At 36.9% G+C, this 14,108-nt stretch carries 12 protein-coding genes; 6 read left to right on the top strand and 6 right to left on the bottom strand.

Annotated features, from left to right (window positions below; translation table 11 throughout):
• Positions 1-61: 61 nt before the first annotated feature.
• The 3 genes from tal to AC1M9I_RS10140 all read left to right on the top strand — a co-directional run bounded on the left by tal (position 62) and on the right by AC1M9I_RS10140 (position 2,998).
• Positions 62-1,048 carry a transaldolase gene (tal, locus tag AC1M9I_RS10150; RefSeq protein WP_481610996.1) on the top strand — a complete coding sequence of 329 codons (987 nt, stop codon included), beginning with the start codon at positions 62-64 and terminating at the stop codon, positions 1,046-1,048.
• Between the two features lie 67 nt (positions 1,049-1,115).
• Positions 1,116-1,766, top strand: coding sequence for a leucine efflux protein LeuE (leuE, locus tag AC1M9I_RS10145; RefSeq protein ID WP_481610995.1), 651 nt, complete (start codon positions 1,116-1,118; stop codon positions 1,764-1,766).
• A gap of 53 nt (positions 1,767-1,819) precedes the next feature.
• The gene (locus tag AC1M9I_RS10140) at positions 1,820-2,998 is read left to right on the top strand and encodes a benzoate/H(+) symporter BenE family transporter (RefSeq protein ID WP_481587691.1); all 1,179 of its coding nucleotides are present in this window, start codon (positions 1,820-1,822) and stop codon (positions 2,996-2,998) included.
• A gap of 18 nt (positions 2,999-3,016) precedes the next feature.
• Here the strand turns inward: AC1M9I_RS10140 and map are convergent, their stop codons facing one another.
• Positions 3,017-3,811 carry a type I methionyl aminopeptidase gene (gene map / locus AC1M9I_RS10135; protein ID WP_481610994.1) on the bottom strand — a complete coding sequence of 265 codons (795 nt, stop codon included), beginning with the start codon at positions 3,809-3,811 and terminating at the stop codon, positions 3,017-3,019.
• A gap of 344 nt (positions 3,812-4,155) precedes the next feature.
• Here map and brnQ point away from each other — a divergent pair, with 344 nt between their 5' ends.
• Positions 4,156-5,448 (top strand): branched-chain amino acid transport system II carrier protein, encoded by a 1,293-nt coding sequence (brnQ, locus tag AC1M9I_RS10130; RefSeq protein ID WP_481589302.1) that lies wholly within the window; start codon positions 4,156-4,158, stop codon positions 5,446-5,448.
• A 420-nt stretch (positions 5,449-5,868) separates the two neighbouring features.
• Positions 5,869-6,120 (top strand): hypothetical protein, encoded by a 252-nt coding sequence (locus tag AC1M9I_RS10125; protein ID WP_035266079.1) that lies wholly within the window; start codon positions 5,869-5,871, stop codon positions 6,118-6,120.
• Positions 6,121-6,211: 91 nt separating this feature from the next.
• Here AC1M9I_RS10125 and AC1M9I_RS10120 read toward each other — a convergent pair whose 3' ends face one another.
• Both AC1M9I_RS10120 and AC1M9I_RS10115 read right to left on the bottom strand, forming a co-directional pair.
• Entirely contained in the window at positions 6,212-6,667 is a 456-nt protein-coding gene (locus tag AC1M9I_RS10120; protein ID WP_481610993.1) for a hypothetical protein, read from the bottom strand.
• A gap of 144 nt (positions 6,668-6,811) precedes the next feature.
• The gene (locus tag AC1M9I_RS10115; RefSeq protein WP_092767773.1) at positions 6,812-8,344 is read right to left on the bottom strand and encodes a TerC family protein; all 1,533 of its coding nucleotides are present in this window, start codon (positions 8,342-8,344) and stop codon (positions 6,812-6,814) included.
• A gap of 556 nt (positions 8,345-8,900) precedes the next feature.
• Here AC1M9I_RS10115 and AC1M9I_RS10110 point away from each other — a divergent pair.
• Entirely contained in the window at positions 8,901-9,365 is a 465-nt protein-coding gene (locus AC1M9I_RS10110; protein WP_035266085.1) for a MarR family winged helix-turn-helix transcriptional regulator, read from the top strand.
• A 17-nt stretch (positions 9,366-9,382) separates the two neighbouring features.
• Here AC1M9I_RS10110 and AC1M9I_RS10105 read toward each other — a convergent pair whose 3' ends face one another.
• The 3 genes from AC1M9I_RS10105 to AC1M9I_RS10095 all read right to left on the bottom strand — a co-directional run bounded on the left by AC1M9I_RS10105 (position 9,383) and on the right by AC1M9I_RS10095 (position 13,810).
• Positions 9,383-10,048, bottom strand: a complete 666-nt coding sequence (locus tag AC1M9I_RS10105; RefSeq protein ID WP_481587649.1) for an SOS response-associated peptidase — start codon at positions 10,046-10,048, stop codon at positions 9,383-9,385.
• Positions 10,049-10,107: 59 nt separating this feature from the next.
• Positions 10,108-11,556 carry an aldehyde dehydrogenase family protein gene (locus AC1M9I_RS10100; RefSeq protein ID WP_481593682.1) on the bottom strand — a complete coding sequence of 483 codons (1,449 nt, stop codon included), beginning with the start codon at positions 11,554-11,556 and terminating at the stop codon, positions 10,108-10,110.
• Between the two features lie 91 nt (positions 11,557-11,647).
• Positions 11,648-13,810, bottom strand: coding sequence for a malate synthase G (locus AC1M9I_RS10095; protein WP_481610992.1), 2,163 nt, complete (start codon positions 13,808-13,810; stop codon positions 11,648-11,650).
• Between the last annotated feature and the right edge of the window lie 298 nt (positions 13,811-14,108).

The following is a 14,108-nucleotide window of genomic DNA, read 5'->3' as shown; positions in this document are numbered from 1 at the left end:
TTTCAAAATAATCATGTGTTATAAAGATGATATAAGTAATGAAACAAAGAATTAGATCGCAATGACTGAAACAGCTTTATCTCAATTAAAAAACTTCACTACAATTGTTGCAGACACAGGTGACTTAAACGCTATAAAAAAATTTAAGCCATTGGATGCTACCACTAACCCTTCACTCATCACGGCAGCAGCTTCATTCCCTGAAAACAAAGAACTGATTGAAGCTGCATTTGATCAAGCAAAGTCAGAGGGTTATCAGTCAGATGAGTTAATCGATAGAACAATTGATATCCTGACTGTCAAATTAGGTGTGGAAATTCTAAAAGTAGTTGAAGGTCGAGTATCAACAGAAGTTGATGCAGCACTTTCATACGATACAGCCGCGACAATTGCTAAAGCTAAAGAATTACTCGCACTCTATGCGACGTATGGTGTTGATCAAAACCGAATTTTAATTAAAATCGCCTCAACATGGGAAGGTATTCAAGCTGCTAAGGTTCTTGAAGCAGAAGGCATTCATTGCAACTTAACTTTGTTGTTTGGCTTACATCAAGCAAAAGCATGTGCGGATGCTCAGGTCACGTTAATTTCACCATTTGTAGGTCGTATTCTCGATTGGTATAAAAAAGCTGAAAATGTGGATCACTATCCAATTGAACAAGATCCTGGTGTGCAATCCGTTAAACATATTTACCAGTTCTACAAACAAAATCAGGTTAAAACTGAAGTTATGGGTGCAAGCTTTCGTAGCGTAGAACAGGTTCTCGGACTTGCTGGATGTGACCTCTTAACTGTATCACCGAATTTACTTGACGAATTGGCTCAAGATCATCGCCAAGTTGAAATTCAGTTAAATGCAAATGCACACAGCTCAAATATCGAATCGCTTAGTCCAATCACTGAAATAGATTTTAAAGCGCAAATTCAGAAAGATCTTATGGCATCGCAATTATTGCAAGGCGGTATTGATGGCTTCATTAAGGCAAGAGATCAACTCAGCTCTCTGTTAAAACAATCATTTGGCATAGATGCAGATATTAAAGTTTAATTGCACTACCCATCATTCTTTCAATCGAGCTCTTAGGGGCTCGATTATTTTTTTAAGAGATAAATGAGTGTTTGGTATTACTGATCTTCCAACCTATTTAATTGGTACATTACTTATTATTTTATTACCTGGACCTAACTCACTCTATGTCATGTCTATTGCGACTCGCTTTGGCATAAAAGTGGGCTATCAAGGTGCATTCGGTATTTTGTGTGGAGATAGCATCCTTATTTTACTAACAGTCTTAGGCGCCGCAACGTTATTGCATCAATTTCCCTGGATTTTTTTCGCCCTGAAAATTATTGGTGCTTTATATCTCAGTTATTTAGGTATACGATTAATATATGCAGCCTATTTAACTTGGAAACGCCCAAGTAAAAATCAAGTAAATGTTTCTATTGAACAAAAACAAGAAAAATTTCATCCTTTTCGTACCGCATTACTCATCAGTCTGATTAACCCAAAGGCAATACTGTTCTTTTTATCGTTTTTTGTTCAATTTGTAGATCCAGCTTATCCTTATCCAGCCCAAAGCTTTTTAATGCTTGCTGTAATTTTACAATTAATGAGTATAGCCTACTTAAGTATGTTGATCTTTACAGGTATCAAAATTTCAAATTACTTCAACACGCATTATAAATTAGCAGCTGCTTCTGTTGCCGCTATTGGTATTTTATTTGGATTGTTTGGGATCAAACTTGCGACATCAACAATGTAATCTTAACTTCACAGAATCATTAGGGAAATAATATAAAAATGCTCATAGACGTGATAACAAGAATAAAAAAAGATTTAAGTCTACCTGCTGTTTTCGCTGGCTTTATTACATTTTTAATTGGCATTAGCGTTTCATCTGTACTGGTTATTCAAGCTGGACAAGTATTAGGTGCAAATCAAGCACAGATTAGCTCATGGTTTTGGGCACTGGGTTTGAGTATAGGATTATCAGGACTGATCTTAAGCTGGAAGTTTAAATATCCAGTTGCAACATCATGGTCAACAGCAGGACTAGCACTGATTATCGCTACAGGCTCAGGATACAATTTGAATGAGGCGATAGGGGCATTTTTAATATGCGGAATTATGACTGCTGTATTGGGCTTTTTTGGAATATTTCAAAGAATTCTTGAATTTTTACCGCAATCTCTTACAAGCGCCATGTTAGCTGGAGTGTTATTAAAATTTGGCATTTCATTATTTACGGTCATGCAAGACCAATTGATCTATGTTTTAATCTTGATCAGTACATATTTTATAAGTAAAAAAGCATTACCCCGTCACTCCATTGTCATTACATTGTTAGCTTGCATTATCGCCACACCTTTTTTCTTTGAATATACAGCAACCAAAATTCACTACGGAATGACGTATCCAGTATGGATTCAGCCTGAATTTCACTGGTCAAGTATTCTGGGTTTAGCTATTCCCCTCTTGATCATCAATATGGCTTCACAATATTTACCTGGTTTAGCAATGATCAGATCCTATGGTTACAAACCTCATGTCAACCAATTAGTAAGTTGGACAGGAATTGCTCAAGCAATATTCGCTCCGTTCGGGGCATTTTCAACCAATATCGCAGCAATTAGTGCAGCTGTGAGCCTTGATGAACAAGTTCATCAAGACCCTGCTAAACGCTATATTGCAGGTATGGCTTGTGGAGTGTTCTATATTTTTATGGGCATTTTTGCAGCGACACTAACGGGATTATTACTGTCATTCCCTAGAGAAATGATCACCACTTTGGCGGCGATCGCACTTTTTGCAACGATTGGACATAACATCAGTATCGCATTTAAAGAAGATTTAGATCGTGATGCTGCTTTAATCACTTTTTTAATGTCTGCATCTGGAGTTCAGTTTTTGGGCATTGGATCTGCTTTTTGGGGATTGGTTATTGGATTTATTATTTATCATTTGATGCGCATACAAATTAAAAAGCCTATTTAAAAAATAGGCTTTTGGGAATTAAATTACAGGATATTCACCCGTACCTTCAGGCCAAGGTGTCAATAATTCATATCCTTCATCAGTCACAGCAACCATATGTTCCCATTGTGCAGACCAAGATTTATCTGCTGTAACTACTGTCCATCCGTCTTTTAATTCTTTAACTTTGGCTTTGCCTGCATTCACCATAGGCTCAATGGTAAACACCATTCCTTTTCTTAATACTAATCCCTGACCAGGCTGTCCGTAATGCAATACATTCGGTTGCTCATGGTAGGTTTTTCCAATACCGTGACCACAATATTCACGTACAATCGTAAAACCTTCGCGTTGCGCAACTTGTTGAATAGCATGACCCACGTCACCTAGTGTCGCGCCAGGTTTAACCGTTTTAATACCTGCAAGCATCGCTTCATAAGTCGTATCGACTAATTTTTTTGCTTCAGGTTTAATTGTACCTACATAGTACATTCGACTGGTATCACCAAAATAACCATCCTTGATGATTGCAACATCAATATTAATGATGTCTCCATCCTCTAAGATAATATTGGAAGCAGGGATACCATGACATACAACTTCATTTTTCGAAATACAGGTTGTTTTTGTATATCCGTAATAACCCACATTTGCTGGCGTCACCTTGAGTGTATTGATGATGTAATCATTACAGATATCATCAAGATACTCAGTACTCACACCTGGCTTCACATACTCACCAATCATTGCAAGCACTTGTGCCGCAAGCCGACCCGATATTCTTAGTTTTTCAATATCTTGTTCAGTTTTAATGGTGACAGCTGTTGCCTTCATGATGAACCCCTTTTTAATTCAGGATTCATTATAGGACTTTCATTTGTCGATCACAAACGCTATAGACTATCTGTAACTTAATCATTTTCGACTATTATTTAACCATTCAGTACATTATTTTATTTTGCGAATCAAGATCTATGCTCTGCTTAATTTCAATTCAATAAATAAATTTATTTTATTAGTTTTATAAATACATAGACTTAATTTAACTCATAATTTCCCATCCAATAAAATTATTCGCTTCTTGCTTTTTTACTATTCCATTCGATGGATGACCGCCCTCCCTATTTACTGACATTTGCTCTAAAATCGCTTTCTTTTTTCTTGAACCGATCTCCCTTATGACCAATTTGCGTACACGGGACATTATTGCCTTAGGTTTTATGACCTTTGCACTATTTATCGGTGCAGGCAATATTATCTTCCCACCTATTGTTGCTCAACAAGCGGGTGAACATGTTTGGTTAGCTGCTTTTGGCTTCTTAATTACTGCTGTTGGCCTTCCTGTTATCACGATCATTGCGCTATCGCGTGTTGAAGGCTCTATTCAACTTTTAAGCTCTCCACTGGGTAAGATTGCAAGTTTAATCTTAACCGTAGCATGCTATCTTGCTGTTGGACCACTTTTCGCGACACCTCGGACAGCTACAGTTTCTTTTGAAATTGGTTTTTCGAGTTATTTTGGAACGTCTTCATCGACCTTGTTGATCTACAGTGCAATTTATTTTGCATTTGTAACGTTAATCTCACTTTATCCGAATAAAATTTTGGATACTGTCGGCTATGTTTTATCTCCACTCAAAATTCTCTCTTTGATCATTTTAGGTGGTAGTGCCTTTTTAGTTTCTGCAGATTATATCCCTGCACCTATTGGAAACTATATCAATAGTCCTGTTTCAGAAGGATTTGTTAATGGTTATTTAACCATGGACACTTTAGGAGCTTTAGTATTTGGTATTGTCATTATTAATGCGATACGTTCACGTGGTGTAAATGATCAAAAGTTAATTACCAAATATGCAGTGATCGCAAGTTTAATTTCAGGTATTGGCCTTACACTGGTTTACATTAGCCTATTTAAACTTGGACTGAGTAGTCACGAGGCTGCACCTAACGCTGCAAATGGTGCCATTATTCTCCATGGCTATGTTCAGCATGCCTTTGGTGACTTTGGCTCATATTTTCTAGGGGCGATGATTTTTATCGCATGCATGGTTACGGCAATTGGTTTGACTTGTGCATGTGCAGAATATTTCTCACAAATCACGAAGATTACTTACAAAAAATGGGTTTTCATTCTTGTTGGTTTCTCATTTGTCATTTCCAACTTAGGTTTAACCAAGTTAATCGCCTTCTCTGTACCTGTATTAAGTGCAATCTACCCACCAGCGATTGTGGTGATCATGATGGGATTTATGTGGAAGTTCTTTAATTCCGCTCCACGCGTCATTGCGCCTGTTACAGCGGTTGCTTTCATATTCGGTATTATTGATGGACTTAAGGTTGCAGAATTAGATCATTTCTTGCCAGCATTTATGAACAATCTACCATTGGCTGAACAAAATTTAGCATGGTTGATTCCTTCTTTAGTTGTATTTGTCATTGTCTACACACTGGATAGACTGAAGAAGTAAATTCAGGTGATTTATCAATAAATATTGTTTTACCCAAGCCGTATTTGTTCTGTAATCAATAATTGTCTCGTTTATCCAACAGACTATTATTGCTTACCCACCTTAACTTTGACCTCATCAGTCAGATTTGGAATGACTTTTGCTACTATTTATTTGTTTTGCAAGATGCTAAAAAGTAAATAGATTAAAGAATTACAAGAAACTCTATTCATCTCATCACGATTTATCGAAATAATTCTAGCACTTAGCTCACGTAGTATCTTAATTTCAAATATTTCGACTTTTGTCATATTAATGTCATAATTTATTTACATAATAGAGTGTTAAAAACTTGCTTTATTCTTCAATCCCCTGTACAAGTATGTAAACAAAGTCGACTAAATCATTCAGATTTGTCATGAATTATCAGGAGGGATGGAGATGTTATCATTACATTTCAACAAGCAAGTCTTCATTAATACTCTTAAAGCGAACAACAATGCTGTCGTTTTTTTAAGCACAATGTTTGCTCTCATGCTGACACTTGTTGTGCAAGGTACAATTCAAGGCACGTTGAAGCTTGAATATTTTGCTTATGCACTTGCTGCGACGCTAGCATTTTACGTGTGGGCCTTTATTGACACGAAATATCGTACTCAAAAGCTTTCTGATCAAGAAGCACATTTAGACTAAGAGATGGATGCCAAAGCATCCATCTTAAAGTCAATGTCATCATTTAAAGCACTCTATCAAAATAACAAGTTTTTCAATTCTGCTCTACTTATTAGAATAACCCAACATATAAACCATAAAGCAAACCTAAGGTCGCCCCAACCTCACCTACGACCAATAGTACCATCGCACCTCTCATGAGCAATTTTGGTAATTCAATACGCCCTAATTGATGTGGTTCTTTGAACTGATTTGTCGTATCTTTCAATAAGCCATGCAAAATATAACTTAAAATTGAAAATGCAAAAAAGAAAATATTAATCAAAATAAAGAGCAAATTTGTCGATTGATTCAACGCTGAAAAATATGCCATTACAGCTAGAATTAACGTTGCAGGTGCATATAGCAAACTACTCCTATGCGCAATATCAACATAATAATGTGCTCGAGCTTGTTTAGATAAGCTGATTTGCACATACTTCCATACACCAGTAAGCATACCGGTCAATAAAAAAATACCACTAAAAAAAATAGCAAGTCTTACCGATAATTCCATTTGATCGATCATGATCTGACATTCCTTCGCTATAAAACAGATTACAATATGTTTAGCATCTTATCTCATATTTCATACTACGACTTCGCTAACTCCATACCTTATATAGAAATTTAAGCAAAAAAAAGCTCCAATAAGGAGCTTTTTTATTAGAGTTTAAAGCGTGATTTTAACGGTTTTAATTCGATTATCTTCCATTTCTAGAATTTCGAAATTAACCCCTTGGTGTTCAATCAACATACCAACTTCAACCGCCCCACTCGTTTTATCTAAAATCAGTCCTGCAACACTAAAGTAACCTGAGTCTTCTTGCACCAGATCTAAATCTAATATATCGAGCGCCAGCTCTAATTGATATAAATCTAACATACCAGACGCCTTCCAAGTGGTATCATCGATTTTAACCAATTCAAGCTGTTCATCAGCATCTGGGAATTCACCAGCAATTGCTTCAAAAACATCTAATGGTGAGATTAAGCCTTGAATATTGCCATATTCATTTGTAACAAGTACCAATGAACCTTTAGAAGTTCTTAATGTATTAATTGCATCAATCACTTTCATTTTTTCATAAATGAAAATAGGACGGACACGTTTCATCAAATCTTTTAGTTGATCTGGATCATCTAATGCATCAATCAATTCTTTTGCACGTACAATCGTGATGACTTTATCCAATTGTCCACGACAAACTGGGAAAAGACTATGAGGTACAGCTAATACCTGTTCACGAATTGCTTCGGCATCGTCCTCAATATTAACCCAAGAAATTTGATTTCGAGGTGTCATAATTGAAGCAACTGAACGTTCAGCAAGTGATAGCACACCACCAACCATATAACGCTCTTCATCACCAAAAGCTTGTTGAATTTCTTCAACTTCTTTGGATGTTGCAATATCGGCATCCAATTTACTGCCCATCAATTTCAAAATTGAATCTGCAGTTCGATGACGTAACGGGATCTTCGCTTGATTTTTTTCAAGATTGCGATTCGAAAATTGATTGAATGCTTCAATTAGAATTGCAACACCAATACCTGAATAAATATAACCTTTAGGGATATGGAATCCAAAACCTTCAGCAATTAGACTTACACCGATCAATAACAAGAAACTTAAACAAAGGATAACCACCGTAGGATGGCGGTTAACAAACGTAGTTAACGGTTTTGATGCAATTAACATGACAACCATAGCCACAATCATCGCAGCCATCATCACGTAAATATTATCCACCATACCAATCGCAGTGATCACTGAGTCGAGTGAAAATACCGCATCAAGCACAACGATCTGAGCCACAACTGCAGCAAAACCAGCGTATACGACATTGTTATTCGTTTTAATCTCGGGTTTACCCTCCATTTTTTCATGGAGTTCATTGACAGCCTTATACACAAGGAATAGACCACCAAACAGTAATATCAAATCTCGACCTGAGAATGTTTTTCCAAAAATTTCAATCAATGGTTGAGTTAAAGTCACTAACCACGAGATCGCAAAAAGTAGACCTAGACGCATTAATAATGCGAGGGATAAACCGATTACACGGGCTTTATCACGTTGTTCTGGAGGAAGTTTTTCTGCAAGTATCGCAATAAATACTAAGTTATCAATACCTAAAACGATTTCAAGAATGATAAGGGTAATTAACCCTATCCAAATGCCAGGATCCAATAAAAATTCCATATTAGATCTCCTGGTTCTTATTATTTAAGATAATGTAAGAAGCAAAATTAGGCCAACACGGCGACGGGTCCATATATAAAGTTACCTTTTCAGAAATGATGAAACTATTATGCATAAGAATTTTATTTTGTAATTACTTTTTTTATGTTCAAAACAATTTTTTATGTAAATTTAGATCATATCTTTAGTCGTAATTGCCATCCTTGAATAGTCTTTGACATTTTCGACACAAAAAAAAATATCAGTGCCAAGTTATAGTTCCTCTATTTTTCAATAGAATTTGGTCAGCGTGGAATTGACATAAAGATATAATCATGAAGATCAGAATAGCTGTATTTTTCGAATCTTCTGTTTTGATACACATAAAGATATTTACAGATCATTGAAATATGTTTTATAAAACTGAAGTCAATAGGTGTCATACCTTTTGTCTGATTTAAGGTAAGCGCTTGAACATAAGTTGATTATTTGAACATAGTTCTTTTAATATAGGTTATGCTTCATGTAATATTTAAATTAATAAAAACAATTAAGTTACACTGACAAGGACGTAGCGATGTCAAAAAAATATGCAAAATTTTTACCTTCATCTGAAAATTTTGAACTCGAAAATTTTCCATTCTATTGGATCACTCAAGTCCATTCTCAGTATGTACTGAATGTTGACCATGTGCTCAAAAAGTATGGCGTTGATAATTCTCGTCGACGTTTGCTTGTCGCATTGTCTACTAAACCAGATGCAAGTGTTTCAGAACTCTCTGACATGATTGTGTCAAAAATGTCGACGACTACAAAAATCGTTTACCGTTTAAAAGATGAAGGAATGGTTGACACTTACTCGTGTGAAAACGATGCCCGTATTACGCGTGTGGTACTAACACCAAAAGGTTTAGAAATGACAAAAAAAATTAATGACCTGATGAGTGTGGTTCTTGAACAAACATTTGAGGGATTAACCCCACTTCAAATTGAAAAACTAATGGAAAGCTTAAAGCATATTTTCAAAAATTTAGCGCACTAATTTCCCTAAACTTTAGATTAAAGCCCATCATCAAACATATTGAGTTGGGCTGTATTGTTCTGCCGTGGTTTTGGACAATAAAAACATTCAAATTCCTCTACTGGAAAGCCCTCTACAAAGTTCTGAATGTCGGGGGATTTTAAACTCAGCCACTGATCTAATTTATAGTGCGGAATAATAATTACTGACCGTTTAACATCTCCAGGCTCATGAAAATCCTTCATCATTTCGTGATGAATAGCATCCATGGTAATCATCGTTGCTGAACGATAAATAATTTGATCAATTTTCGTGATTTCATACAACGCTGCGATAAAAAATGCCTGACCATCTTTTCTTCTCACACCCCATCGTTGCGGTCGTCCATTAATATATTTTGCTTCATAAAACTCAGTGACTGGAATTACACCAAATTTACATTTTTCAAATGCTTCTTGAAAACTTCTTTTTTCGCTTAATGTTTCATTGCGTGCATTATAGGTTTTCTTCGCTATTTCTGTATCAGTTGCCCATTTTGGTATAAAACCAAAATTAACTAACCTCCACTCGTAGCTATGATCAGATTTAAATAACAACGGGGTTTCGTAGCTTGGATAAACCTCTTCCACATATTCAAATGGAATATGTGGAAGTTCTAATGCTTGGATTTGATGGGCTTGTATTGGCTTAAAGTTGGCACACATAGCATAATTTTCAATACTATAAAAAACTTAGGCTATTATAGCCGATCCAATTCAGTTCATTATGATGATATTGGTACTGTCATCCAGTGTGTACGCGTGAATTCATCCATAATCCAATGCCCATTAAAGCGCCCTAATCCAGAGTTCTTTTCTCCACCGAATGGTGCATTAGCATGGTCCGCGACACTTATACCATTAATATGTGTCATTCCAAAATCGAGTTTTGAAGCGATTTCTACTCCGCGCTCAATATCAGATGTACATACAGCACCAGATAAACCAAACGGTGTGTCATTGGCGATTTGAATTGCATGTGCCTCATCATCTGCTCTGACGATCGGCAGAATTGGTCCGAAGCTCTCCTCTTGAGCAATTGCATATGTCGGCAACACATCGATAAACACATGAGGTGAAACCAAATTATTCTCAATACCCCCAGCATAGACCAACTTAGCACCTTCTATTTGAGCCTGATCAATAATTCGTTGATGCTGCTTCACTTGTGTATTATTGATAATAGGCCCTATGAGCGTCTCATCAAGATTAGGATCACCCACAGGAATATCTTTTACTTTGTTTAAAAGCTTTTTAACATATTCATTGTGAATTGATTGATCTACGATGACACGATTAGTGCTCATACAGATTTGGCCTTGGTGAAGGAAACGCCCCTTGATCGTCAAATCGACTGCCAAATCTAAATCTGCATCTTTGAGAATTAATAATGGCGCATTCCCCCCAAGCTCTAAAGCAAGTCGTTTGATTCTAGAGCTCGCCATCGCTTTAGCACCAACATTTTTTCCTACTTCTGTAGAGCCAGTGAATGAAATCATCTTCGGAATAGGATGCTCGACAAAATAATCCCCTATTTCACTACTACTACCCACAATGACATTCAGTACACCAGCGGGCACACCCGCCTCTTCAAACAATTTCCCTAATAATGTTCCACCTGTAACAGGTGTATCACTCGCAGGTTTGAGTACCACTGTATTTCCACATGCGATTGCGCAAACAACCGATCGCATTGACAAATGAAATGGAAAATTCCAAGGGCTAATGACAGCAATAACACCCAACGCTTTGCGTTGATAAAAACTTTTTCTCGCAGGATCTTTACTTTCTAGCTGAACAGTTTGGATTTGATCAGGAAAAGTGAATGATTCTGAGATAATACCAAGCGCAGCACCCACTTCAATATTTGCCTTGAGACGCGTACTTCCAGACTCGGTAATCAGCCAATCTATAATTTCATCTTTACGTAATTGTATAATGTCATGCAGCTTCTGAATGATTTTCTTGCGATCTACAGCAGAGGTAATTAAGCCAAGATCAAATGCTTGTTGTGCTGCAGAAAAAGCGAGATCAACATCAGACTGATTCGCCGCTTGAATTTGGTGTATTTCTTTTAAATCAAATGGATTTAAATTTTGTATGACATGCTCTGAAGAGCCTTTTAACCAAGAACCGTTAATAAACTGTTGATTTAAATTTGAATATTGCGTCATTTTATGTCCCTCTACATGCCACTTTTTACCCAATGGTCAACTATTTTACACAATCGTAAAAAAAGCCTCCGGAGAGGCTTTTTTATTTTAATTAGTCACCAGTGTAACCTTTAAGCTTCAAGCGGTAAGCATGAAGTAATGGTTCTGTATAACCTGATGGTTGTTCAGCACCTTTAAACACTAAATCATATGCTGCTTGGTAAGCATAACCGTCAAACCCAGGCGCCATTGGTGTGTACGCTGGATCGTTCGCATTTTGCTCATCTACAATTTTAGCCATACGTTGCATTACTTCTTCAACTTTCTCTTTAGTCACGATACCGTGACGTAACCAGTTAGCAACGTGTTGAGATGAAATACGTAAAGTTGCACGGTCTTCCATCAAACCAACGTTGTTGATGTCTGGAACTTTAGAACAACCAACACCCAAATCAACCCAACGAACAACATAACCAAGAATACCCTGAAGGTTATTTTCTAACTCTTTGGTTTTCTCTTCATCAGTCCAATTCGTATCAGTCGCTAATGGTGGAGTTAATAAATCATCTAAAGGTAATGCTTCAGTTTTTAACAACTCTTGTTGACGCGCTGAAACATTACATTGGTGATAGTGAATCGCATGAATTACAGCACCAGATGGTGATGGAACCCAAGCACAGCTCGCACCAGCTTCAGGATGCTCAATTTTGGTTTTATACATATCTAAAAGCATATCTGGTTTAGGCCACATGCCTTTACCAATTTGTGCTTTGCCACGTAAGCCTGCTTGTAAACCAACCATCACGTTACGGTTTTCATATGCAGGGAACCAAATTTGAGATTTAACTTCACCCTTACGAACGAATGGACCTGCTTCCATAAAGGTATGGATTTCGTCACCTGTACGGTCCATGAATCCTGTGTTAATGAAGATGGTACGATCTTTCGCTTGAGCAATACAGTTTTTCAAGTTTACAGAAGTACGGCGCTCTTCATCCATGATCCCGATTTTAAGCGTTTTTGCTGGCAAACCTAGAGCTTGTTCTGCACGCTCAAATAGTTCAACTGCAAATGCAACTTCTTCAGGGCCATGCATCTTAGGCTTAACGATATACATAGAACCTTTACGAGAGTTCTTGATTTCATTTTGACCTTTGATGTCAGCAAACGTTAATAACGGTGTGATCAATGCATCCATGATACCTTCATAGATTTCTTGACCATCCACTAGGATCGCCGGGTTCGTCATCAAATGACCAACGTTACGAAGAAGCATCAATGAACGACCGTGTAAAGTTGTTTCGCCACCGATCAGATTTTTGTGGGTACGGTCTTTGTTTAAAGCACGAGTAATGGTTTTACCATTTTTCTCGATTTTCTCTTCCAAAGTACCCTTCATCAAACCTAACCAGTTACGGTAGCCTTCAACTTTTTCTTCAGCATCAACCGCAGCAATTGAGTCTTCCAAATCTTGGATCGTTGTTACCGCAGATTCTAAAACAAGATCTTTTACGCCAGCAGCATCTGTTTGACCAATTGGGCTTGTCGCATCGATTTCAATGATGACATGCAAACCATTATTTAATAAAACGATTTCTGTCGGCGCAGACTCTTCACCATTAAAACCTACAAATTGAGCTTCTTTAGCCAAATTCGTTGTGCTGCCATCTTTAAGCGTTACCACTAATTTTTTTGCTTCAACAGCGTATTTCGTAGCATCCGCATGTGATCCATTTGCTAAAGGGAAAGTTTCATTTAAGAAATTTTTAGCAAAAGCGATAACTTTTTCGCCACGAACAGGGTTATACCCCTTACCTTTTTCCGCACCGCCTTCTTCCGAGATGACATCGAAACCATACAATGCGTCATATAAAGAGCCCCAACGAGCATTTGCAGCGTTCAAGCAGTAACGTGCATTACGTACAGGCACAACCAATTGTGCACCCGCCAATAGTGCGATTTCTTCATCTACATTTTCAGTTGTAATTTGAAAATCTTCTACTTCTGGTAATAAGTAGCCAATTTCTGTCAGGAAAGCTTTGTAAGCTCCTAATTCAAATTTATTATTGCGGTGCCATTCATCAATTTTCGCTTGAATGTCATCACGCTTAGCCAAGAGTGCTTTATTTTTTGGGCTAAGATCAACAACGACTTGTTCAAAGTTTTTCCAGTAAGTTTCACTGTCTAAACCAGAACCTGGTAGTGCTTCATTTTCGATGAAATCGTAGAGTTCTTTAGCAATCGCTAACTTGCCTTTCTGAATACGTGCAGTCATTGTCTTTCCTGATATTGCTACTTTTTATACAAGAGAATCTAGTATACCCATTTATAAATTGCTGAATAGTAATATCACATTGCTAAATAGTGATCATTTATTATAGACACCAATCAGATGAGACTTTTGATCTATTACTTATTGAGTCGTTTTAATTCAACAATCTAATTACAGTGTATAAAGTTTTATAAAGGTAGAAATTAGACTTAAGTGCCAATTTCCATCAAATCTGATTTAATTTAAACCAATATGTCTATTTTCTCTACGCTTTTAAGGAACGATTTCAAATTTATTCCAC

The organism is Acinetobacter sp. ANC_7553, from assembly GCF_056779895.1.
The sequence above is the reverse complement of the archived record's forward strand: the minus strand, read 5'-3'. Positions and strand labels throughout refer to the sequence as shown.

What these genes read in the sequence shown, in the direction of transcription:
- tal (WP_481610996.1), top strand. Translation starts at nt 62, where the DNA reads ATGACTGAAACAGCTTTATCTCAATTAAAAAACTTCACTACAATTGTT.
- map (WP_481610994.1), bottom strand. Translation starts at nt 3,811, where the DNA reads ATGAAGGCAACAGCTGTCACCATTAAAACTGAACAAGATATTGAAAAA.
- brnQ (WP_481589302.1), top strand. Translation starts at nt 4,156, where the DNA reads ATGACCAATTTGCGTACACGGGACATTATTGCCTTAGGTTTTATGACC.
- AC1M9I_RS10125 (WP_035266079.1), top strand. Translation starts at nt 5,869, where the DNA reads ATGTTATCATTACATTTCAACAAGCAAGTCTTCATTAATACTCTTAAA.
- AC1M9I_RS10120 (WP_481610993.1), bottom strand. Translation starts at nt 6,667, where the DNA reads ATGATCGATCAAATGGAATTATCGGTAAGACTTGCTATTTTTTTTAGT.
- AC1M9I_RS10115 (WP_092767773.1), bottom strand. Translation starts at nt 8,344, where the DNA reads ATGGAATTTTTATTGGATCCTGGCATTTGGATAGGGTTAATTACCCTT.
- AC1M9I_RS10110 (WP_035266085.1), top strand. Translation starts at nt 8,901, where the DNA reads ATGTCAAAAAAATATGCAAAATTTTTACCTTCATCTGAAAATTTTGAA.
- AC1M9I_RS10105 (WP_481587649.1), bottom strand. Translation starts at nt 10,048, where the DNA reads ATGTGTGCCAACTTTAAGCCAATACAAGCCCATCAAATCCAAGCATTA.
- AC1M9I_RS10100 (WP_481593682.1), bottom strand. Translation starts at nt 11,556, where the DNA reads ATGACGCAATATTCAAATTTAAATCAACAGTTTATTAACGGTTCTTGG.
- AC1M9I_RS10095 (WP_481610992.1), bottom strand. Translation starts at nt 13,810, where the DNA reads ATGACTGCACGTATTCAGAAAGGCAAGTTAGCGATTGCTAAAGAACTC.